This is a genomic window from Actinomadura oligospora ATCC 43269 (assembly GCF_000518265.1).
In the GTDB taxonomy this organism is placed as follows: domain Bacteria; phylum Actinomycetota; class Actinomycetes; order Streptosporangiales; family Streptosporangiaceae; genus Spirillospora; species Spirillospora oligospora.
In genome coordinates this window covers 560,370-582,807 of record NZ_KI912411.1, presented here as the reverse complement: position 1 = coordinate 582,807, position 22,438 = coordinate 560,370, and the positions used below count along the sequence as shown (strand labels likewise).

Sequence of the window (22,438 nt, the reverse complement as noted above, 5' to 3'; positions counted from 1 at the left end):
GGCTGGTGCGTGGCTTCGGCTGAAAATGTCGGTGGCGGCGCCTACGGTCGGAGCGTCGATCCGACACCCACCGCCTCGGTCAGTGAGGGTGACCCCGAATGGCGAACAACACCGCCACGCAGGAGCGGGAGTTCGAGGAGCTCGTCGATCCGTACCGTCGCGAGCTGCTCGCGCACTGCTACCGGATGCTGGGCTCGGTCCACGACGCGGAGGACCTGGTCCAGGAGACCTACCTGCGGGCCTGGCGGTCCTACGGGCGCTTCGAGGGGCGGTCCTCGCTGCGCACCTGGCTGTACAAGATCGCGACGAACGCCTGCCTGACGGCCATCGAGCAGCGCGGCATGAGGCCCATGCCGACCGGGCTCGGCGGGCCGACCGACGAGCCGGAGCGCCCGGTCGTCGCCACCCCGGAGGTGCCGTGGCTGGAGCCCGCGCCGGACGGGCTGCTCGGCGCCGACCCGGCCGACCCGGCGTCGATCGTCGCGGCCCGGGAGAGCACCCGGCTCGCGTTCGTCGCGGCGCTGCAGCACCTGCCCGCGCGGCAGCGGGTCACGCTGATCCTGCGGGACGTCCTGAAGTGGAGGGCGGCCGAGGTCGCCGACCTGTTCGGCACCAGCACCGCCGCCGTGAACAGCGCCCTCCAGCGGGCCCGCGCGCAGCTGGCGGAGGTCGGCCCGCAGCGTGACCGGCTCGTCGAGCCGACCGACCCGGAGCAGCGCGACCTGCTGGAGCGCTACGCCAAGGCGTTCGAGGAGTCCGACATCGACGGCCTCGTCGAGCTGTTCAAGCAGGACGCGGTGTGGGAGATGCCGCCCTACCCCGAGTGGTTCGTCGGGCCCGAGCGGATCGCGCGGCTCATCAGGTCGAAGTGCGGCCCGGAGCCCGCGACGTTCCGGCTGCTGCCGACCGGCGCGAACGGGCAGCCCGCCTACGCGGTCTACAAGCGCGGCGGCGACGGGGCGTACCGCCCTTTTCAGATCCAGGTCTTCGACATCGCGCGCGGTGGCATCCAGCACGCCTCGGTGTTCTTCGACACCCGGTTGTTCGCGTTCTTCGGCCTGCCTGAGACCGCCTGATCCCTGACGGGACGGGGCCTGGAGCCCCGCGGGCCCACTTTTCCGCCCAGCGGGCTTTCCGCTGGGCGGAAAAGTGGGCTTTGTCCGTTCGCGTGCCGCTGGGAGGGTGTGTGCCGACGGGCACTCCCGGCGGTCCCGCGCCTCCGCGCGCACCGCCGGACGTCCCGGAGCGGTTCGGGCGGGTCGGGCGATCGGGAGGCGGAACGGCAGTGGGTTCGGACAAGGTCGTGGCCTCGGCGGCGGAGGCGGTCGCCGACGTCGGCGACGGCGCCTCGCTCGCGGTGGGCGGGTTCGGGCTCTGCGGGGTCCCCGCGGTGCTCATCGACGCGCTGTACGAGCGCGGCTCGGAGCGCCTGCGCGTGGTGTCCAACAACTGCGGGCTGGACGGCCGGGGCCTCGGGCGGCTCCTCGGGGCCGGCCGGATCGCCCGCGCGATGGGCTCCTACGTGGGCGAGAACAAGGAGTTCGCGCGGCAGTACCTCGGCGGGGAGATCGAGGTCGAGCTGGTGCCGCAGGGCACGCTCGCCGAGCGGCTGCGCGCGGGCGGCGCGGGCATCCCCGCCTTCTACACCCCCGCGGGCGTCGGGACGCTGGTCGCCGAGGGCGGGCTGCCCTGGCGGTACGCGCCGGACGGTTCGGTCGCGGTCGCGTCCCCCGCCAAGGAGGTGCGCGAGTTCGGCGGCCGGCCGTACGTGCTCGAGGAGTCCGTCACCACCGACTTCGCGCTGGTCCGGGCGGCCCGGGGCGACCGGCACGGCAACCTCGTGTTCGACAAGGCCGCCCGCAACTTCAACCCGCTGGCCGCGATGGCCGGCCGGGTCACGATCGCCGAGGTCGAGGAGCTGGTCGAGCCCGGCGCGATCGACCCCGACCACGTCCACCTGCCCGGCGTGTTCGTCCAGCGGGTCGTCGCGCTGACACGGGAGCAGGCCGCCGACAAGCCGATCGAGAAGCGGACCGTCCGGACCGCCCGGACTGCGAGTGAGGTGCGGGACTGATGCCCTGGAGCCGAGACGAGATCGCGGCGCGCGCCGCGGCCGAGCTGCCGGACGGCGCGTACGTCAACCTGGGCATCGGCCTGCCCACGCTCATCCCGAACCACGTCCCGGCCGGACGTGACGTGGTGCTGCACGCCGAGAACGGCGTCCTCGGCGTCGGCCCGTACCCGGCCGAGGACGAGGTGGACCCGGACCTGATCAACGCGGGCAAGGAGACGGTGACCGTGCTCCCGGGCGCGGCCTACTTCGACTCGTCCCTGTCGTTCGGGATGATCCGCGGCGGGCACATCGACGTCGCCGTGCTGGGCGCGATGCAGGTGTCGGCGCGCGGCGACCTCGCCAACTGGTCGGTCCCCGGAAAGATGATCAAGGGCATGGGCGGCGCGATGGACCTGGTGCACGGCGCGCGCCGGGTGATCGCGGTGATGACGCACACCGACCGGTCCGGCGCGTCCAAGGTCGTGGAGACCTGCACGCTGCCGCTGACCGGCGCGGCGTGCGTCGACCGGATCATCACCGACCTCGCCGTCCTGGACGTCACCCCCGGCGGCCTCGTGCTCGTCGAGACCGCCCCCGGAGTCACCGAGGCCGAGGTCCGCGAGCGGACCGCCGCACCCGTCCGCGTGGAGGAGAGAGCATGACCCACCCCCCGTACCTGTCCCCGGACTACAAGAGCACGGTGCTGCGCGCGCCCGGGCAGGACCTCGTGATGCCCCGGCTGGGGCCGGACAGCATCGAGCTGGCGTCCCCGGTGTTCGGGCACCAGGAGCTCGGCCGCCTGGACGACGACCTGACCAGGCAGCACTCCGGCGAGCCGCTCGGCGAGCGGATCATCGTGACCGGACGGCTGCTGGACGCGTCGGGCCGTCCGGTGCGCGGCGCGCTGGTCGAGCTGTGGCAGGCCAACGCCGCCGGGCGGTACGCCCACCTCGGCGACCAGCACCCGGCCCCGCTCGACCCGAACTTCACCGGCGCGGGACGCTGCCTGACGGGCGACGACGGCCGCTACCGGTTCGTCACGATCAAGCCCGGCGCGTACCCGTGGCGCAACCACACGAACGCCTGGCGTCCGGCGCACATCCACTTCTCGGTGTTCGGGACGGCGTTCACGCAGCGCCTGGTCACGCAGATGTACTTCCCGGGCGACCCGCTGTTCGCCTACGACCCGATCCTGCGGTCGATCCCCGAGCAGAAGGACCGCGACCGGCTGGTGTCCCGCCTCGACCTGGACACCACCACGCCCGAGTGGGCCCTCGGCTACCAGTGGGACATCGTTCTCGGCGACACCCCGATGGAGGCGTGATGACCGACATCCTCGAGCCGACGCCTTCGCAGACGGTCGGGCCGTTCTTCGGCTACGCGCTGCCCTACGCGGAGGGCCCCGAGGTCGTCCCGGGCTGGCACCCGGACGCGATCACCGTCCGGGGCCGGGTGCTGGACGGCGCGGGCGACCCCGTCCCGGACGCCCTGATCGAGATCTGGCAGGCCGACGCCGAGGGCCGGACCCCGTCCGGGCTCGGCGGGCTACGCCGCGAGTCGCACGACTTCTCCGGTTTCGGCCGCTGCGGCACCGATCCGGCGGGCCGGTACTGGTTCCGGACGGTGAAGCCGGGCGCGAACGGCCAGGACGCCCCGCACATCGCGGTTCTGGTGTTCGCGCGCGGGCTGCTGAAGCCCGTCCGGACGCGGCTGTACTTCCCGCAGGACGCCGACGCGCACGCGAACGACCCGCTGCTGGCGGCCGTCCCGGCCGGACGCCGTCCGACCCTGGTGGCCGAGGCGGAGGACGCCCGGACGTATCGTTTCGACATCCAGCTGCAGGGCGAGCGGGAGACGGTCTTCCTTGACATCTGACCAGCCGTCCGGGGCCGCCGGGGAGGGGCCGGTGGACGCCGGCCTGCTGTCCCCGGTCCGCGCCGGGACGGCCGCCGAGGCGCTGACCGGCGACGCCGCGTGGCTGCGCGCCCTGCTGGACGCCGAGGCGGCGCTGGCCCGCGCGCAGGCGCGGCTCGGCCTCGTCCCGGCGGACGCCGCGGACGCGATCACCCAGGCCGCCCGCGCCGCGCGGCCCGACCCCGCCGGGCTCGCCCGAAGGGCCCGCGGCGCGGGCAACCCCGTCGTCCCGCTGGTCGCCGACCTGCGCGCGCTCGCCGGAGACGCCGGACGGCACGTCCACCACGGCGCGACCAGCCAGGACGTCATGGACACCGCCGCCATGCTGGTCGCCGCGCGCACCCGCCGGGAGATCGCCGGGACGCTCGACCGCGTCCTGGCGCTGCTCGCGGGCCTCGCCGAACGGCATCGGGACACCCCGATGCCGGGGCGAACGCTGTCCCGGCAGGCGCTGCCGACGACGTTCGGGCTCAAGACGGCGCAGTGGCTGCTCGGCTGCCTGGACGCGCGCGACCGGCTGGCGGCGGTCGCGCTGCCCGTCCAGCTCGGTGGCGCGGTAGGCACGCTCGCCGCCTACGGCGCGGACGGTCCCGCGCTCGCCGACGCGTTCGCCGACGAGCTCGGACTCGACCGGGCCGTCCTGCCCTGGCACACCCGGCGCACCCCGATCGCCGAGCTCGGCACCGCGTTGTCGCTGGTCACAGGGGCACTCGGCAAGATCGCGACGGACGTGACGCTGCTCGCGCAGAGCGAGGTGGACGAGCTCGCCGAGCCGGCCGCGCCCGGCCGGGGCGGCTCCTCGGCCATGCCGCACAAGCGGAACCCGGCGCTCGCGACGCTCGTCCGGTCGGCGGCGCTCCAGGTCCCGGCGCAGGTCCAGGTGCTGCTGACCGCGCAGGCCGCCGGGCACGAGCGTCCGGCGGGGGAGTGGCACGCCGAATGGCAGCCGCTTCGCGAGTGCCTGCGGCTGACCGGCGGCGCCGCCGCGACCACCGCCGAGCTCCTGGACGGACTCGAGGTGCGTCCCGACCGCATGCGCGCGCACCTGGACGACCTCGTCGCGCTGCTCCCCGGGCACGACCCGTCCGCCGACGTCCGCGCGGCGGGCGTCCTGACCGACCGCGCCCTCATCGAGTACAGGAAGACCCGCACGTGAAACTCGTCCACCGCCTCGACGGCCCGGAGGACGCCCCTCTGGTCGTCCTCGGGCCCTCGCTCGGCACGACGTCCGCGCTCTGGGAACCGCAGCTCCCCGCGCTCGTCCGGCACTGGCGCGTGCTGCGCTACGAGCTGCCCGGCCACGGCGGCGCGCCCGTCCCGGACGGCCCGTTCGGCATAGACGACCTCGCGGACGCCGTGATCGACCTGCTGGACCGCGCGGACGCGGCGCGCGCGGCGGTCGCCGGGGTCTCGCTCGGCGGGGCCGTCGCGATGACGGCAGCCCTGCGCGCGCCGGAACGCGTCGCGAGCCTCGCCCTGCTCTGCACGTCGCCGAGGTTCGGCGAGCCCGGACCGTGGCGCGACCGTGCCGCGCTCGTGCGGCGTGAGGGGGTCGAGAGCGTCGCCGCGTCCGCGCCGTCCCGCTGGTTCACGCCGGACTTCGCGCCCGAGGGCGCCGAACCGTACGTCGCGATGAACCGGACGGCCGCGCCCGACGGCTACGCCGCCTGCTGTGAGGCGCTCGCCGGTTTCGACCTCACCGGCCGCCTCGACCGGATCACCGCGCCGACGCTGGTCGTCGCGGGCGCGCAGGACGTGGCGACCCCGCCTCGCGGGCACGCCGACGTCCTCGCCGCACACATCCCGGACTCGGTGCTGACGATCGCCGACCACGCCGGGCACCTCGCCAACGTCGAACAGCCCGGGGCCGTCACCGACGCGCTCCTGCACCACCTCACCCGAACCTGGAAGGGGACCGCCGAGTGACCGGCGACGACAGCCAGCGGCACGCCGACGGGATGACGGTCCGCCGGGAGGTCCTGGGGGACGCGCACGTCGACCGCGCGGTCGCCCGCACGACCGACTTCACCGCCGACTTCCAGGACCTCATCACCCGCTACGCGTGGGGTGAGATCTGGTCCCGTCCCGGCCTCGACCGCAGGACCCGCAGCTGCGTGACCCTCACGGCGATGGTGGCGGGCGGGCATCACGACGAGCTCGCCATGCACATCCGCGCGGCGCTGCGCAACGGCCTCACCCGCGACGAGATCAAGGAGGTCCTGCTGCAGACCGCGATCTACCTCGGCGTGCCCGCCGCGAACTCGGCGTTCGCCGTCGCGCAGCGGGTCCTGGCCGAGATCGACGAGCGGGGGTAGCGGGCGTGGACGCGCGGCGTCCGCCGACGGCGGCGGGCAAGGTCATGGCGATCCTGGACGCGTTCGCGCCCGGGGACGTCCGGCTCACGCTGAGCGAGATCTGCCGGCGCGCCGGGCTGCCGCCGTCCACCGGGCACCGCCTGGTCGGCGAGCTGACGGCGGGCGGGTTCCTGGAGCGGACGCCGGACGACGGCACCTACCGCATCGGCACCCGGCTGTGGCGGATCGGCAGCCGGGCCCCGGCCGTCAGCGGCCTGCGCGAGCTGGCGCTGCCGCACATGGAGGACCTGTACGAGGCGACGCACGACAACGTCCAGCTCGCCGTGCTGCGCGACGGGCGGGCGCTGTTCGTGGAGCGGCTGCGCGGGCGCCGCTCGGTGCCGGTGGTGACGGTGGTCGGCTCCGACCTGCCGCTGCACGCCACCGGCGCGGGCAAGGTGCTGCTGGCGTACGCGCCCGCCGCCGTGCGGGAGGCCGTCCTCGCCGCGCCGCTGACCCGGCACACCCCCACCACCCTCACCGACTCCGGCGAGCTGCGCCGCGACCTCGCCGCCACGCGCCGCCGGGGCTACGCCGTGACACGGGACGAGATGACCGCCGGCGCGTCCTCGGTCGGCGTGCCCGTCCGGGACAGGGACGGCGAGGTCGTCGCCGCGTTGTCGCTGGTCGCGCGCACGCGCGGCTCCGACCCGCGGCGGCTCCTGCCACCCCTCGCCACGGCGGCGCGCGCCCTGTCCCGCGACCTGGCCGTCCACTGGGACGCGGGCGCCGCCGCCCTCCGGCAGGACGCCGTCTTCACGCCGGACCCCCTTGACTCCGCCTCCGAACCGGACGCGGAGTAGAACGAGCCCACCGACCGAACCCCGGGACCCGCTCCCGTGGCAGAGGGCCGTCCGCCGCCCCCCGGGCGGGACGGCCGGACCTAGGAGGATCCATGCGCACGCAGGTCGCGATCGTCGGCGGAGGACCGGCGGGTCTGCTGCTGTCCCACCTGCTGCACCGGCAGGGCGTCGCGTCGGTGGTGCTGGAGAGCCGCGACCGCGCCTACGTGGAGCGGCGGCAGCGCGCCGGAATGCTGGAGCAGGGCACCACCGACGTGCTGCGCGACAGCGGCGCGGGCGAGCGGCTGGACCGGGAGGGCCTGGTCCACCACGGCATCGAGCTGCGGTTCGGCGGCGCGGGGCACCGGGTCCCGATCACCGACCTCACCGGCCGGACGGTCACCGTCTACGCCCAGACCGAGATCGTGAAGGACCTGGCCGCGCTGCGCGTCGCGGACGGCGGCGACGTCCGGTACGAGGCCGAGGTGCTCGGGGTCGACCCGTCCACCGGGACGGTCACCTTCCGGCAGGACGGCGTGACCCGCGAACTGGAGGCCGACTACATCGCGGGCTGCGACGGCTTCCACGGCGTCAGCCGCGCGGCCGTCCCGGACGTCCGGACGTTCGCGCGCGACTACCCCTTCGCCTGGCTCGGCGTCCTCGCCGACGTCGCGCCGTCCACCGACGAGCTGATCTACGCCCAGCACGAGCGCGGCTTCGCGCTGCACAGCCTGCGCTCGCCGTCGGTCAGCCGCCTCTACCTGCAGGTCGCGCCGGACGAGGACCTCGCCGCATGGTCCGACCAGAGGATCTGGGACGAGCTGGCCACCCGGTTCGGCGCGCCCGGCGGCTGGGAGCTGCGGACCGGCCCGATCACCGACCGGTCGGTCACGCCGATGCGCAGCTTCGTCGCCGAGCCGATGCGGCACGACCGGCTGTTCCTCGCCGGGGACGCCGCGCACATCGTCCCGCCGACCGGGGCCAAGGGCCTCAACCTCGCGGTGTCGGACGTGACGATCCTCGCCCGCGCGCTGACCGAGCGGTACGCCTCCGGCTCGAGCGCCCTGCTGGACGCGTACTCGGCGACGTGCCTGGGCCGGGTGTGGCGGGCCGAGCACTTCTCGTACTGGATGACGACGCTGCTGCACGCCGATCCGGAAGCGGACGCGTTCGCCCGGCGGCTGCAGCGGGCCCACCTGGAGTACGTGGCGGGATCGGCGTCCGCCTTGGCCTCGCTTGCAGAAAACTATGCAGGCCTTCCCTTGAAGTGACCGGTCACCGCCATAATGACCTGATCTTCACACTATGGGGGTAGGGCAGGATGGACGGGGACGGCACGGCGCTCGGGAGCCGCTACACACTGGCCGGCATGATCGGCCAGGGCGGCATGGGCGTGGTGTGGCGGGCGGTGGACCGGGTGACCGGCGAGGAACGCGCGGTCAAGGTGCTGCGGCCGGAGCTGGCCGCCGACCCGGCCGCGGTGACCCGGTTCGTCCGGGAGCGCACGGCGTTGCTGCGGGTCCGGCACCCGAGCGTGGTGGCCGTCCACGACCTGGTCGTGGAGGGCGACCGGCTCGCCCTGGTCATGGACCTTGTGACCGGTGAGGACCTCGGCGAGTACCGGGGGCGGCGCGGGGGCGCGCTGGCGCCCGCCGAGGCCGCCTGGCTGGTCGGGCAGGTCTGCGCGGCCCTCGTCGCGGTGCACGAGGCGGGCCTGGTCCACCGCGACCTCAAGCCCGCGAACGTGCTCCTCGACCACACCGCGCCGGAGGCGCCGGTGCGGCTCGCCGACTTCGGCGTCGCCCGGATCGCGTCCGGCGACGACCTCACCGCCACCGGCAACATCGTCGGGACGCCCCGCTACATGGCGCCCGAGGTGCTGGAGGGGGCCGAGCCCGGACCGCCCGCCGACGTCTACGCCGCGGGCGTCACCCTGTACGAGCTGCTCGCCGGACGCCAGCCGTTCGGCGGCGGCAGCATCTCGGCGGTCCTCCACGAGCACCTGCACGTCCCACCGCCCCCGCTGCCCGGCCTGCCCGCCGAGCTGTGGACGCTTCTCGAGCAGAGCCTCGAGAAGCAGCCCATGGCCCGCATCGGCGCCTACGACCTGGGCCGCCGCCTGATGGACTACGCCCGCGCGAACCACCAGGGCCGGTTCGCGATCACCGTTCCGGCCGGTTCGCGGACGCCGTCCGCGCCGGGCCGACCGTCCGGAACGCTGAGCGCGTCGCTTCCGAACGGCGCGTCGCTTCCGAACGGCGCCTCTCTGCCCAACGGGGCTTCGCTGTCGCAGGGCGTCACCCTGCCGCCCGGGTCGTCCTTGCCTCAGGGAGCCTCCCTGCCTCAGGGCGTGTTCATGCCGCAGGGCGCGTCCGCGATGAACCAGGGCGGGCTTCCCGGCTCCGCAGGCTCCCTGGACGGCACGCTCGCCGGGCCTCCGAAGAGCGGAGGCCCCCGGCGCGGCGCGCTGATCGGCGTGGGCGCGGCCGTCGTTGCGGCGGTCACCGCCACGGGCGTCACGCTCGCCCTCACCAGCGGGGACGGCGACCCCAAGAAGGAGCAGGTCGCCGCGGCGGGCCAGGCGCCCACCGGGAGCCTCGTGTCCGGGAAGCCGAACGGCTCGGCGACGCCCTCGGGCAAGGGGAAGAAGCGCTCGCCCGGGGCGACGCCGTCGGCGTCCGGCTCGGGTTCCGCGTCGCCGGGCGACTCGCCGGGCGCGTCCCCCTCCTCGGGCGCGCCGAAGCAGGGCTCCGGCTCCGGGGCGGGCGGCGGGAACGCCCGGCAGCCCACCGGCTGGATGTGCGGTCCGCGCGTCATGGCCGACCGGAGGAGCCACTACCTGACGGCGTGCATCCGCTACGACGGCCACCAGGTGTGGCTGCGCGGGATCCTGGACCCGGTGGCGTCCCGTGATGATCCCAAGCTGATCGCGAGCAACCACATGCAGATCATGCTGGTGCTCAAGCGGGCCGCCGACCAGACCAACGCCGGGAACTGGACCTCCCCGCCCTGTACCACGCTGGTCTGCACGTTCGACGTCTCCACCGTCCCCCCGAAGGGCGACTACCGGACCCTGCCGAAGTTCTCGTACCAGAACATCTACCAGGGGGACGGGCGGGAGAGCCCCACCCTCACCTACTGACGGCCCTCACCACCGGCCCGAGCGACCGCCCGGCCCCCGACCTCCCCGGTCGGAGGGCCGGGCGGTCGGCTTTTCGGCGTGCGGTGTGGCGTGCGGTGTGCTGCACGTCACGCAAGAAGACAGCCTCTGTAATTTTGCAGAGCCTGCAAAGAAGTCCTAGAGTCGATGGCATGACGGTGGAGATGGGCCTGCGCGAGCGCAAGAAGGCCGCGACCCGCGACGCGCTGAGCCGCGCCGCGACGCGGCTGGCGCTCGAGCACGGCGTGGAGGGCGTCACCGTCGACGCGATCGCCGCCTCGGCGGGCGTGTCGGCGCGCACCTTCCACAACTACTTCCCCGGCAAGGAGGAGGCGATCGTCGCCCCGCTGACCGACCGGGCGCGGGCGCTGCTCGCCGGTCTCGCCGGCCGTCCCGCGGACGAGCCCGTCTGGGACTCGGTCCGCGCCGTCCTGCACGAGGTGGTCGCGCCGCCCGAGCTGTTCGAGGAGACGGTCGCGCTGATGCGGATCGTCAAGGCCGACCCCTCGCTCGTCGCGTCCCAGCTCTGCGGCCTCGGCCAGATGCAGGCGGAGGCGGCGGCCGTGATCGCCGCCCGCACCGGCACCGACCCGGCGTGCGACCTGTACCCCCACCTGGTCGCCGGGGTCATGGGGATGACGATGCGGGTCGTCGTCAACCTCTGGGTGGACGGCGGCGGCACCGCCGACCTGCCCGAGCTGATCGACTCGGCCCTGGCCCAGTTCCGCGCGGGCCTGCCCGCGCCGAACCCTTCGGCGCCCCACCGGCCCACCCCGGACCAGCCCCGTCCGGACCGGGCCGTCCCGGACCAGCCGACCGCGGGTCGGCCCTCGACCGGCCTCCCCACGGCCGATCCGGACGACCCGGATCGCATGGCCGTCGGAGCGGCGGCCTCGGCCGATCCGTCCGGATGACACGCCTCCGGCCGGGGCTCGCCGCCCTGCCCCGTCCGGACACCCCCCTTCGGCGGACCCACCCCTGAGAGCCTGACGACCAGCCGTCGTCGGGTCATCGACCGTGCATCGTCCGTGAGTCCTGACCGCCCCCGGCGCGTCCGGCATCGAATGGGATCTCCTCTCTTGGCAACCTTCCTCTACCGGCTCGGCCGGTTCTCCTACCGACGGCGTGGCCTCGTCGCCCTGCTCTGGGTCGGGCTGCTCGTCCTGTTCGGCGTGGGCGCGGCCGTGCTCAAGGGCCCGACGTCCACCGACTTCTCCATCCCGGGCACCGAGGCCCAGCGGGCCATCGACCTGCTCCAGGACAAGATGCCCCAGGCGTCGGCGGACGGCGCGACCGCGCGCGTGGTGATCCGCGCGCCCGCCGGTCACACCCTCGCCGAGCCCACCGCCAAGGCCGCCGTCGAGGACGTCGTCGGCAAGTTGCGGACGGACCCGCAGGTCGGCCAGGTCGTCGACCCCTACCAGGCGAAGGCGCTCTCCCAGGACCAGCGCACCGCGCTCACCCAGGTGACCTACAAGGTCACCCCGGTGGACGTGAAGGACTCCTCGCGCGACGCCCTGGACCACGCCGCCGACGCCGGACGCGCCGCCGGGCTGACCGTCGAGATGGGCGGCAGCGCCACCGAGGCGATGCCCAAGCAGGGGGCGTCGGAGCTGATCGGCCTCGCCGTCGCCGCCGTCGTCCTGCTCATCACGCTGGGCTCGCTGGTGGCGGCCGGGCTGCCGCTGCTGAACGCGATCCTCGGCGTGGCGATCGCGATGGCCGGGATCACCGCCGCGACGGGCCTGATCGAGATGAGCTCGATGACCTCGACGCTCGCGCTGATGCTCGGCCTGGCCGTCGCCATCGACTACGCCCTGTTCATCACCTCCCGCTACCGGCACGAGCTCGCCGAGGGCAGATCCGGCGCGGAGGCCGCCGGACGCGCCGTGGGTACCGCAGGGTCGGCCGTGGTGTTCGCGGGCCTGACCGTCGTGATCGCGCTGGTCGGCCTCGGCGTCGTCGGCATCCCGATCCTCACCGAGATGGGCGTCGCCGCCGGGTTCGCGGTGATCGTCGCGGTGCTGATCGCGCTCAGCCTGCTGCCCGCGATGCTCGGCTTCGCCGGACGCCGCGTCGTCGGCGGCCGGATCCCCGGCCTGCGCGGCGGCCCGAAGCCCGGGAAGGCCGCGGCGGGGGAGCGCTGGGCGCGGTTCGTCGTCCGCCGCCCGCTGGCGGTGCTGCTGCTGTCGGTGGTCGGGCTCGGCGTGCTCGCTCTCCCGGCGCTGGACCTGCGGCTCGGCATGCCGGGAGAGGAGGCGTCGCCGACGTCCAGCAGCCAGCACAAGGCGTACCAGATGGTCTCCGAGGGCTTCGGCCCCGGCTTCAACGGCCCGCTGATGGTCGTGGTGCACGGATCCGGGGACGTCACCAAGGCCGCCGGTGAGCTGTCCGGCCGGCTGAAGGGCATGCCGGACGTCGCGACGGTCACCCCGCCGGTGCCCAACCAGGCGCGCGACACCGCGCTGCTCACCGTGGTGCCGAAGAGCGGTCCCAGCACCAGGGCGACCGAGAATCTGGTCTCGGACATCCGGGACATGAGCGACGGGCTGCGCGCGTCGACCGGCGCCGAGGCGATGGTCACCGGCCAGACCGCGATCGGGATCGACATCTCGGCGAAGATGTCCGGCGCGCTCGCGCCCTACCTCGCGCTGGTCGTCGGGCTCGCGATCATCCTGCTCATGCTGGTGTTCCGGTCGATCCTGGTGCCGCTGAAGGCGACCCTGGGCTTCCTGCTCACCGTCGCGGCCACCTTCGGCGTGGTGGTCGCGGTGTTCCAGAAGGGCTGGGGCGCGTCGCTGATCGGCGTGGACACCACCGGGCCGATCATGAGCCTGATGCCGATCTTCATGATCGGCGTGGTGTTCGGGCTCGCCATGGACTACCAGGTGTTCCTGGTCACCCGGATGCGCGAGGACCACGTGCACGGCGCGGAGCCCAGGGACGCGGTCGTCGCCGGGTTCCGGCACGGCGCGCGGGTGGTCGCCGCCGCCGCGGTGATCATGATGGCGGTGTTCGCCGGGTTCATCAGCGACGACCAGTCGATGATCAAGCTGATGGGCTTCGCCCTCGCGGCCGGGGTGTTCTTCGACGCCTTCGTCGTCCGGATGACCGTGGTGCCCGCCGTGATGGCGCTGTTCGGCAAGGCCGCCTGGTGGCTGCCGCGCTGGCTGGACCGGCTCCTGCCCGACGTGGACGTGGAGGGCGAGAAGCTGCGCCACGTCCTCGGCGACGGCGCGGGTTCCGGTGACGGCGCGGGTTCCGGTGACGGCGCCGGTTCCGGGTACGACGCCGACGGCGGCCATGGCGGGGACGGAGACGCGCCCTCCGCCGGGGCGCGCCGGTCCGTCACGTCCGGCAGATGACCCAGGGCCGCCGCCTCGTGATCCGAGGCGGCGGCCCTTCTTCTCCCTCCCTTCCGCCCACCCCCCAAGGAACCGGACATGAACCTCCTCCCGCAGCCGGTCTGGCCGCGCGTACCCTCACCGCGCCGCGAGTCCGGGACGGGCGCGGAGCCGTCGCCCGCCACCTCCACGGACGTCTCTCCGGACGCCTCGGCCCCACCCGACGCCTCCGGCGCCCCACAGGCCCCGCAGAACCCGGAGACCCCGGGGAAGCGGGAGCGCCCGGCCCGCGTGTCCCGGCCCCACGCCCTCCGCGAACTGCTGCTGATCGCGGTGCTCTTCGGCGTCTACAAGGCGGGCCGCCTGGCGGCCACCGGACGGGTCTCCGAGGCGTTCCGCAACGCCCGCGACGTCTGGGACATCGAGCGCTGGCTGCACCTCCCGAACGAACTGGACGTCCAGCAGGGCCTGCTGCACAGCCAGACCCTGATCGAGGTGGCGAACTCCTACTACGCCTACGTGCACTTCCCTGCGACGGCCGCGTTCCTGCTGTTCATGTACCTGCGGCGTCCCGCCTACTACCGGTGGGTGCGCTGGGTCGTCGTCGGGCTGACCGGCGCGGGGCTCGTCCTGCACCTGACCGTCCCGCTCGCGCCGCCGCGCATGCTCACCTTCACCGGCCTGATCGACACCGCCGCCGAGTACGGGCCGTCGGTCTACGGCGCGCCGCAGAACGACACGGTCGCCAACCAGTACGCGGCGATGCCGTCCCTGCACATCGGCTGGGCGATCATCGTGGCGGTCGGGCTGATCGTCGCCTGCCGGACGCGCTGGCGCTGGCTGTGGCTGGCGCACCCCGTCCTCACCGTCCTGGTGGTCGTGAGCACCGCGAACCACTACTGGCTGGACGGGATCGTCGTCTCCGTCCTCCTGGCGATCACCATGCTGGCGCTGCTCCCGTTCTACCGGGCGGCGCGGTCCGCGCAGGTGGCGGGGGTGCGGGCCGACCCCGGGAACGCGCGGGTACGCTGACCGGGGGCCCGGTGGGACGGGCCTTCGGGGCGATCGTGTCGGGGGACGAGTGCGAGCCAGAGCTGTGATCCAGGCCGTTCCGACGGGACTGTCGTGGTACCTGACGTTGTCGGGCGTCGTGTCGGTCCTGTCCTGGCTGTCGGCGGGCCTCATCGAGGACCTGGACGCCATCTGGCTGCTGCGCTGGATCGGCTACTTCGCCTGGGTGCCCAGTATGACCTGGGGCCTGCTGCTGATGCTGCTGGCGACCGGGGTGCGGCGGCGCAAGAAGTCCGCCTGGCGGCTGACGCTGGCCCTGCTCGGCCTGTTCTTCCTGCTCTACCTCGCGATCGCGGTGGTCTTCACCATCGCGCCCGACCCGGACGTCCCGCTCGGCGTCGGCGACTACGTCGCGCCGGTCTGCTACGCGTTCGCGCTGGTCGGGGTGTGGGCCGCGCGGCACGAGTTCACCGCCCTGCCGGACCGCGCCAACCTCCGCCTGGCCTGGCGGGTCGGCGGCGCGATGGTGCTGGTCAGCGGGGTCATCGGCACGCTGCTGGTGGCCCTGACCGACCGGAACCCGGCGGGCGGGTTCTCGACCCAGCCGCTCTACGCCGCGCTGCAGACCGTCCTCGGGGCCCGGGTCACCGGCCACACCCTGGACGTGGACGTCCCCGGCTGGGTGGACCTGATCCTCGGCGTCCTCGGCAGCGGCCTGCTCGTCGCGACCGTGTGGGCGCTGTTCCGGCCCTCACGCGGCGACGCGGTGCTCAGCCCGGGGGAGGAGCTGCGCGCCCGCGAGCTGCTGCTGCGCTACGGCGACGAGGACTCGCTCGGCTACTTCGCGCTGCGCCGCGACAAGGACTTCATCACCGCCCCGAACGGCAGGGCCGGGATCGCCTACCGAGCGCAGGGCTCGGTCTGCCTGGCCAGCGGCGACCCGCTCGGCGCCCCCGAGGCGTGGGGGCAGGCCATCGAGGCGTGGCTCGCCGAGTGCCGCCGCCACTCCTGGACGCCCGGCGCGGTCAGCGTCGGCGAGCGCGCCGCCGTCGAGTACCGCCGGCACGGGCTCGGCGTCCTGGAGCTCGGCGACGAGGCGATCATCGACGTGGCCGAGTTCAACCTCGAGGGCCGGGAGATGCGGCAGGTCCGGCAGGCCGTCCGGCGGGTGGAGCGGGCCGGGTACACCGTGCGGATCCGGCGGCACGCGCAGATCCCCGCGGCCGAGATGGCCGGCATCGTGCAGCGGGCCGACCAGTGGCGCGAGGGTGAGACCGAGCGCGGCTTCTCGATGGCGCTCGGCCGCCTCGGCGACCCCGCCGACGGCCACTGCGTGATGGTCGAGGCGTTCGACGCCGAGGGACGGCTGCGCGGGCTGCTGTCGTTCGTCCCGTGGGGCCGGACGGGCCTGTCGCTGGACCTGATGCGCCGCGACCGGGCCGCCGAGAACGGCCTGAACGAGTTCATGGTCGTCCGGCTGATCGAGAAGGCCGGGTCGGTCGGGGCCGGACGGATCTCGCTGAACTTCGCGATGCTGCGCTCGGTGTTCGAGCGCGGCTCGCAGATCGGCGCGGGGCCGCTGGTCCGCGCCGCCTACCGGGCGCTGTCGTTCGCGTCCCGGTTCTGGCAGTTGGAGTCGCTGTACCTGTCCAACGCCAAGTACCACCCCGAGTGGGTGCCGCGGTACGTCTGCTTCAGCTCCGGCGCGGGCGGCCTCATCCACCTCGGCCTGGGCTACGCCCGCGCCGAGGGTTTCCTGCCGAGCCTGTCCCGCCGCCGCCTGGACCGGGCCGCGAACGCCGCGCCGAGCCCCGAGCTGGTCGCCGAGATCGAGCGGCTGGAGGAGGCCGCCGAGAAGGACCGCGCCCCGCGCCGCCGCCTGTCGGAGCAGGAGCGCGTCCGGCACGACAAGCTGGAGCGGATCGAGGCCGCGGGCATCGAGCCCTACCCGCTCGGGTTCGACCGCACCGGCCTCGCCGCCGATCTGCGCGCGCGGTTCGGCGCTCCGGCCCCCGACACCCGCACCGGGGAGACGGCCGCGATCGCCGGGCGGGTCATGCTCGAACGCGACCACGGCGGGCTGGTGTTCGCGAAGCTGCGCGACGAGTCGGGCGACGTCCAGGTCATGCTGGCCGCCGACGTCCTCGGCCGCGACGCGCTGCGCCGCTGGAAGACGCTGGTCGACCTCGGCGACCAGGTCGGCGTGACCGGCGAGGTCATGACGACCCGGACGGGCGAGCTGTCGGTCCTGGCGTCCGGCTGGAAGCTGACCGCCAAGTGCCTGCACCCGCTGCCGGACAAACGCGCCGGGCTCGCCGACCCCGAGGCGCGGGTCCGGCACAAGGCCGTCGACCTCATCGTCAACGACGCGTCGCGGAGGATGCTGCGGATGCGCGGCGACGCGGTCTGCGCCGTCCGGGACGTCCTGCGGGCGCGCGGCTACCTGGAGGTCGAGACGCCGATCCTGCAGCCGATCCACGGCGGCGCGACGGCCCGTCCGTTCACGACCCGGATCAACGCCTACAACATGCGGCTCTACCTGCGGATCGCGCCGGAGCTGTACCTGAAGCGGCTGCTGGTCGGCGGGCTCGGCAAGGTCTTCGAGATGGGCCGCGACTTCCGCAACGAGGGCGTGGACGCCACCCACAACCCCGAGTTCACGATGCTCGAGGCGTACGAGCCGTACGGCGACTACGACACGATGGCCGAGCTGACCCGCGAGCTGGTGCTGGCGGGCACCCGCGCCGCGCTCGGCACCACCGTGGTCGTCCGGGACGGCGTGGAGCACGACCTCGCCGAGCCCTGGAACCAGATCACCGTGTACGGCTCGGTGTCGCGGGCGCTGGGCGAGGAGGTCACCACCGACACCCCGCGGCCGGACGTCGTCCGGCACGCGGCGCGCGCGGGCGTCGAGGTCGACCCCGGATGGGGCCAGGGACGCGTCGTGCAGGAGCTGTACGAGGCGCTGGTCGAGGACCACCTCGCCGCCCCGACGTTCGTCCGCGACTTCCCGGCCGAGACCTCCCCGCTCACCCGCCCGCACCGCAAGGATCCGCGGCTCGCCGAGAAGTGGGACCTCATCGTCTTCGGCATGGAGCTCGGCACCGCCTACTCCGAGCTGATCGACCCGGTCCTGCAGCGCAAGCGGCTCACCGAGCAGTCGCTGCTCGCGGCGGGCGGCGACCCCGAGGCCATGGAGCTGGACGAGGACTTCCTGCGCGCCCTGGAGTACGGCATGCCCCCGGCGGGCGGCATGGGCATGGGCGTCGACCGGCTGCTCATCGCGCTCACCGGACGGTCGATCCGGGAGACGATCGCGTTCCCGCTGGTCAGGCCGAGCCGCTGAGAGAGGACCGGCGATCTTCCCGTTCGCTATGACGATTTCGGAGGAAGACGGGGAAAATAGGGATGGATTCCCTACGGGAGTGAGGACGGTCCGCGACGTGAGCGACATCCCCCGGCGTGCGGTCACCCGCACCGCCAAGCTGGCGAGCCTGCCCCTCGGCTTCGCCGGCCGCACCGCGCTCGGCCTGGGCAAGCGGACGCTGGGCAAACCCGCCGAGGCGGTCGCGCTGGAGGTTCAGCGGCGCACCGCCGAGCAGCTGTTCTCGGTGCTCGGCGAGCTCAAGGGCGGCGCGATGAAGGTCGGCCAGCTGCTGTCGATCTTCGAGGCGGGCCTGCCGGACGAGCTGGCCGCGCCGTTCCGCGCGAGCCTCACCCGGCTGCAGGAGGCGGCCCCGCCGATGCCCGCCGCGACCACGCACAAGGTCCTGGCGCAGGGGCTGGGCGCCGACTGGCGCGACCGGTTCGCCTCGTTCGACGACAGGCCCGCGGCGGCGGCGTCGATCGGGCAGGTCCACAAGGCGGTCTGGGAGGACGGCCGGACGGTCGCGGTCAAGGTGCAGTACCCGGGCGCGGGCGCGGCGCTGATGAGCGACTTCAACCAGATCTCCCGGCTCAGCCGCCTGATCAACCCGCTGTTCCCCGGCATCGAGGCCAAGCCGGTGATCGCCGACCTGCGGCGCCGCCTGGAGAAGGAACTCGACTACGTGGACGAGGCCGCCGCGCAGACGGCCTTCCACGACGCCTACGACGGCGACCCCGACTTCGTCGTCCCCGCCGTCGTCGCGCAGTCCGGGAACGTCCTGGTCACCGAGTGGCTGGACGGCACGCCGCTGTCGAAGGTCATCGCGTCCGGGACCAAGGAGGAGCGCGACCGGGCCGGGGTGCTGCTGTTCCGGTTCCTGCTGTCCGGGCCGTCCCGGTGCGGGCTGATCCACATCGACCCGCACCCGGGCAACTTCCGGCTGCTCCCGGACGGCCGTCTCGGCGTCATGGACTTCGGCGGCGCCGCGCACGTCTCGGACGAGCTGCTCTGGTCGCTCGGCCGGATGGTGGCGATCGGCACCGGCGGCGACCCGGAGGAGATGGTCGAGAACGCCGTCGCCGAGGGCTTCCTCGCCCAGGACGCCGACGTCGACCCGGAGCAGTTCGCCGACCTGGTCGTCCCGCACGCCACGCCGTTCGCCCAGGAGACCTTCCAGTACACCCGGGAGTGGCTGCGCCGGGAGACCGGCCGGAGCCTCACGATGGCGACCGACATGCGGCCGGGCGGCATCGCGCGGCAGCTCCGGCTGCCGCCGCAGTACCTCGCGGTGTGGCGGGCGATGGCGGGCTGCGGCGGAGTGCTGTGCCAGCTGGAGGCCGAGGGCCGGTTCCGGGACGAGGCGATCCGCTGGCTGCCCGGCTTCGCGGACGACGACCCCGATCCGGGCGAGCTGGAGGCCGAGGCCGCGTCCTGACCCCGGCCGCCGGGAGGCCGGGGGTTGGGGAGGCCGAGGTTCTGAGGACGGAGGGTGGGGTCAGGAGGAGAGGGCCCGCTCCTCCTCCTGCTCGACCTGCTGGTTCCAGACGCGCTTGCCGGCCTGCCAGCCGTCCTCGTCGCGGCCGACGCGCCAGTAGCCGGAGATCGACATCAGATCCATCGGGAGCGTCCGCTCGACCCGCAGGTAGCGCCGCAGCTCCTTGACGAACCCGGCCTCGCCGTGCACGAACGCCTGGACGCGGCCGTCCGGGAGGTCCAGCTCGCGGACGGCCTCGACCAGGGCCGCGCCGACCGGGCGGTCGCCGCGGTGCAGCCAGACGATCTTCGCGTCGGCCGGGGTGGACAGCTCCTGCTCCTCGGAGGTGTCCGGGACCTCGACGAAGGCGAAGGCGCGCACGCCGGACGGGACGCGCTCCAGCGCCGCCGCGATCGCGGGCAGGGAGCTCTCGTCTCCGGCGAACAGGTGCCAGTCGGCGTCGGCGGCCGGCGCGTACTTGCCACCGGGGCCCATGAAGGAGATCTCGTCGCCCGGCGCGGCCGCGTCCGCCCACGGTCCGGCGAGGCCCTCCTCGCCGTGGATCACGAAGTCGATGGCCAGCTCGCGGGTCTCGGCGTCCCAGGAGCGGACCGTGTAGGTGCGCGTGGTCGGCCACTGGTCGCGGGGGAACTCGGCCCGGATCCGCTCCAGATCGAACGGCTCGGGGTAGGCCACGCCGGGCCGTCCGAACATCAGTTTCACGTAGTGGTCGGTGTACTCGCCCGCCTCGAACTCCGCCAGCCCGTCCCCGCCGAGGACGACCCGGACCATGTGCGGGGTGAGCCGCTCGGTGCGCAGCACGACGCCGCGATGCGTCTTCCGGCCGCCCCTGCGCTCGCGCTCCGCCGTCCTTGGTTCGGTTGCCATGCGCCCTCCGCTGTTCTCGTGTCTTCTTAGGTAAGCCTAATCCACCCCTTGTCGACAGCATCCCGTTCTGTCTGATATTTTACAAGTGAAATACTTGTAAAGATGTGAGGGGGAACGTGGCGGAAGGGGCCGGAACGAGGCCGAGGCAGGGGCCGCCGGTGCGCCCGCTGCCGGTGAGCGGCGTGCTGAGGCTCGGCCGGCGCTCGGACACCTGGCACCGGGCGGCGACGAGCGCGGTCGTCGCGTCGGCGATCCCGAACCTGACGCTGCTCGCGCTCGGCCGCCTCGACCTCGCGCTCTACACCTCGGCGGGCTCGCTCGTCGCGCTCTACGCGCACGACCGCCCCTACGCCGCCCGCGCCCGCACGCTCGCCCGGGTCGCGCTGGTCATGCTGGTGAGCCTCGCGGTCGCGCTCTGCACCGCCGCGCTGACCGAGGACGTGGCGGTCCGCGTCGCGGTCGCCGCCCTGCTCGCCGCAGGGCACAAGCTGGCGGGCGACGCCGCCCGGTTCGGCCCGCCCGGCAACGTGATCTTCACCTTCGTCGCCTCGAGCTGCGCGTTCGTCCCGCAGAGGCTCGCGGACGTGCCCGTCCACGTCCTGCTGGGCCTCGCCGGGGCGGTGATCTCCTGGCTGGTGTGCATGGCCCCCGCCCTCGTCCGCGAGGACGGGCCACGCTCCCTCCCGGCGGCCCTGAGGGTGTGGACGGGGGACCGCGAGCCCGGGACGCGGGCCGTCCTGGCCGAGCTGCGCTGGGGCTCGCCGCTGCTGCCCGTCGCCACCCGCGTCGGCGTGAGCGCGGCGGCCGCGGGCTGGCTGACGATGCTGCTCGGCGTCGGACGTCCCTACTGGGCGGTCGTCACCGCCGCCGCGATCTTCCAGGCGAACCTGGTGCTGACCTGGCGGCGCGCCCTCCAGCGGGTGCTCGGGAACCTGCTCGGCCTCGCGCTGTTCACCGCGCTGCTGCCGATGATCGGGATCGGCCCGCTCGCGCTGGTCCTCGTCGCGCTCGCCACGCAGTTCGCCGCGGAGGCGACGATGTCCCGCAACTACTGGCTGGGCTCGGTGTTCGTGACGCCGATGGCCCTGACGATGGTGGAGTTCGCCGGGTACCGGCCCGCGGGCGAGCTGGTCGGCGACCGGTGGCTCGACACGTGCGTGGGCGCGGCGGTCGGGTTGCTCGGCTGCGTCCTGATCACCAACCGGCGCGCGTCCGCGCGCGTCGACGGCGCGCTGGACCGGCTGGGTGCCGCCGTCGCCGAGACGCACGCCCTGACCGGCGTGGCGCCCGGGACGGCTGCGGCGCTCCGCGACCGTGTCACCGCAGCCCTCGCCGACCTGCGCGACGCCGTGGCCGTCGCCGAGGGCGAGTGGTGGCAGCGCGCCCTCCCCGCCGAGCGCGTCGAGCGGGCCGAACGCGCCGGGCGCCGGGCCCTGGCCACCCTCGCCGCCACCACCCGCGCCGACCGAGAGGCCGCCTGATGACCGCTGAGCACGCAGAGCGCCAAGAGCACGCAGGGGACACGGCCGGACGTCCGCCCACGCGGGACGCGGTGACCGAGGTGCTGCGGCAGTGGCGGGAGTTGCGGCCCGACCTGGACACCACGCCGATGGCCGTGATCGGGCGGGTGACCCGGTGCGCGGCGCTGCTCCAGCACGCCACCGACACCCCGCTCGGCCGGGCCGGGCTGGCCCGTCCCGAATACGACACGCTCACCGCGCTGTACCGGCTCGGCCCGGACGTGACCCCGGGACGTCTCGCGCGCGAGACGTTCGCGTCCGGCGCGGCGGTCACCAAGCGGTTGCGCGCGCTGACCGAACGCGGCCTGGTCGAGCGCCGCGCCGACGACCGCGACCGGCGCGTCCAGCACGTGTCCCTGACCGAGGACGGCCGGGCGCTGCTGGACCGGCTGCTGTCCGAGCAGGTCGCCTATGAGGCGTCCTTGCTGGACGGCCTCGGCGCGGAGCGGAACGCCGAGCTGGCGTCCGCGCTGGCGGAGCTGCTGGCGCTCCTGGAGGGCAGCCTGGGCCGTCACGTGGGGTGAACCTCGGCCGTCACGTGGGGTGAACCCGCCGGGCCGGGAAGGATCCT

The 22,438-nt window shown here is 74.2% G+C and carries 19 protein-coding genes; 18 read left to right on the top strand and 1 reads right to left on the bottom strand.

The genetic code is table 11. The annotated features are described in order from the left end of the window. Window positions 1–98: 98 nt before the first annotated feature. From P696_RS0139565 to P696_RS0139490, 16 genes are all read left to right on the top strand, one after another. On the top strand, window positions 99–1,076 hold the full coding sequence (locus tag P696_RS0139565; RefSeq protein ID WP_026416651.1) for a sigma-70 family RNA polymerase sigma factor: 978 nt from the start codon (window positions 99–101) through the stop codon (window positions 1,074–1,076). A gap of 209 nt (window positions 1,077–1,285) precedes the next feature. Further along, window positions 1,286–2,074, top strand: a complete 789-nt coding sequence (locus P696_RS0139560) for a CoA transferase subunit A (RefSeq protein ID WP_034489138.1) — start codon at window positions 1,286–1,288, stop codon at window positions 2,072–2,074. Beyond that, window positions 2,074–2,715, top strand: a complete 642-nt coding sequence (locus P696_RS0139555; RefSeq protein ID WP_026416649.1) for a CoA transferase subunit B — start codon at window positions 2,074–2,076, stop codon at window positions 2,713–2,715. The genes P696_RS0139560 and P696_RS0139555 overlap by 1 nt, the downstream gene beginning before the upstream one ends. Continuing rightward, the gene (pcaH, locus tag P696_RS0139550) at window positions 2,712–3,377 is read left to right on the top strand and encodes a protocatechuate 3,4-dioxygenase subunit beta (RefSeq protein ID WP_026416648.1); all 666 of its coding nucleotides are present in this window, start codon (window positions 2,712–2,714) and stop codon (window positions 3,375–3,377) included. Before P696_RS0139555 ends, pcaH begins: the two co-directional genes overlap by 4 nt. Further along, a complete protein-coding gene (pcaG, locus tag P696_RS0139545) occupies window positions 3,377–3,928 on the top strand; it encodes a protocatechuate 3,4-dioxygenase subunit alpha (protein WP_026416647.1) in 552 nt (183 codons plus the stop codon). Before pcaH ends, pcaG begins: the two co-directional genes overlap by 1 nt. Continuing rightward, window positions 3,918–5,123, top strand: coding sequence for a 3-carboxy-cis,cis-muconate cycloisomerase (gene pcaB / locus P696_RS0139540; protein WP_245627983.1), 1,206 nt, complete (start codon window positions 3,918–3,920; stop codon window positions 5,121–5,123). The genes pcaG and pcaB overlap by 11 nt, the downstream gene beginning before the upstream one ends. Then, complete coding sequence (gene pcaD, locus P696_RS57720; protein WP_026416645.1) at window positions 5,120–5,893, top strand: 3-oxoadipate enol-lactonase; 774 nt, start codon at window positions 5,120–5,122, stop codon at window positions 5,891–5,893. Before pcaB ends, pcaD begins: the two co-directional genes overlap by 4 nt. Then, window positions 5,890–6,282, top strand: coding sequence for a 4-carboxymuconolactone decarboxylase (pcaC, locus tag P696_RS57715; protein WP_026416644.1), 393 nt, complete (start codon window positions 5,890–5,892; stop codon window positions 6,280–6,282). Before pcaD ends, pcaC begins: the two co-directional genes overlap by 4 nt. Before the next feature lie 5 nt (window positions 6,283–6,287). Further along, complete coding sequence (locus P696_RS51240; protein ID WP_064744286.1) at window positions 6,288–7,124, top strand: IclR family transcriptional regulator; 837 nt, start codon at window positions 6,288–6,290, stop codon at window positions 7,122–7,124. A gap of 92 nt (window positions 7,125–7,216) precedes the next feature. After that, on the top strand, window positions 7,217–8,374 hold the full coding sequence (locus P696_RS0139520) for a 4-hydroxybenzoate 3-monooxygenase (RefSeq protein WP_026416643.1): 1,158 nt from the start codon (window positions 7,217–7,219) through the stop codon (window positions 8,372–8,374). A 50-nt stretch (window positions 8,375–8,424) separates the two neighbouring features. Then, window positions 8,425–10,245, top strand: coding sequence for a serine/threonine-protein kinase (locus P696_RS53455; RefSeq protein WP_051468865.1), 1,821 nt, complete (start codon window positions 8,425–8,427; stop codon window positions 10,243–10,245). Between the two features lie 170 nt (window positions 10,246–10,415). Then, the gene (locus P696_RS51230) at window positions 10,416–11,177 is read left to right on the top strand and encodes an acyl-CoA-like ligand-binding transcription factor (protein WP_064744284.1); all 762 of its coding nucleotides are present in this window, start codon (window positions 10,416–10,418) and stop codon (window positions 11,175–11,177) included. 165 nt (window positions 11,178–11,342) lie between these two features. Further along, window positions 11,343–13,628, top strand: coding sequence for an MMPL family transporter (locus tag P696_RS51225; RefSeq protein ID WP_084338903.1), 2,286 nt, complete (start codon window positions 11,343–11,345; stop codon window positions 13,626–13,628). 78 nt (window positions 13,629–13,706) lie between these two features. Beyond that, window positions 13,707–14,639, top strand: a complete 933-nt coding sequence (locus P696_RS51220; RefSeq protein ID WP_084338901.1) for a phosphatase PAP2 family protein — start codon at window positions 13,707–13,709, stop codon at window positions 14,637–14,639. A 49-nt stretch (window positions 14,640–14,688) separates the two neighbouring features. Further along, window positions 14,689–17,964 carry a bifunctional lysylphosphatidylglycerol synthetase/lysine--tRNA ligase LysX gene (lysX, locus tag P696_RS0139495; protein ID WP_245627982.1) on the top strand — a complete coding sequence of 1,092 codons (3,276 nt, stop codon included), beginning with the start codon at window positions 14,689–14,691 and terminating at the stop codon, window positions 17,962–17,964. A 97-nt stretch (window positions 17,965–18,061) separates the two neighbouring features. Further along, complete coding sequence (locus P696_RS0139490) at window positions 18,062–19,420, top strand: ABC1 kinase family protein (RefSeq protein ID WP_026416641.1); 1,359 nt, start codon at window positions 18,062–18,064, stop codon at window positions 19,418–19,420. A gap of 60 nt (window positions 19,421–19,480) precedes the next feature. Here P696_RS0139490 and P696_RS0139485 read toward each other — a convergent pair whose 3' ends face one another. Further along, window positions 19,481–20,347 carry a siderophore-interacting protein gene (locus P696_RS0139485; RefSeq protein ID WP_084338897.1) on the bottom strand — a complete coding sequence of 289 codons (867 nt, stop codon included), beginning with the start codon at window positions 20,345–20,347 and terminating at the stop codon, window positions 19,481–19,483. Between the two features lie 158 nt (window positions 20,348–20,505). Between P696_RS0139485 and P696_RS51215 the strand changes: the two genes are divergently transcribed. Next, window positions 20,506–21,828, top strand: a complete 1,323-nt coding sequence (locus tag P696_RS51215; protein WP_051468864.1) for an FUSC family protein — start codon at window positions 20,506–20,508, stop codon at window positions 21,826–21,828. Continuing rightward, window positions 21,828–22,391 carry a MarR family winged helix-turn-helix transcriptional regulator gene (locus P696_RS0139475; RefSeq protein WP_051468862.1) on the top strand — a complete coding sequence of 188 codons (564 nt, stop codon included), beginning with the start codon at window positions 21,828–21,830 and terminating at the stop codon, window positions 22,389–22,391. The genes P696_RS51215 and P696_RS0139475 overlap by 1 nt, the downstream gene beginning before the upstream one ends. The last annotated feature ends 47 nt before the right edge of the window (window positions 22,392–22,438 follow it).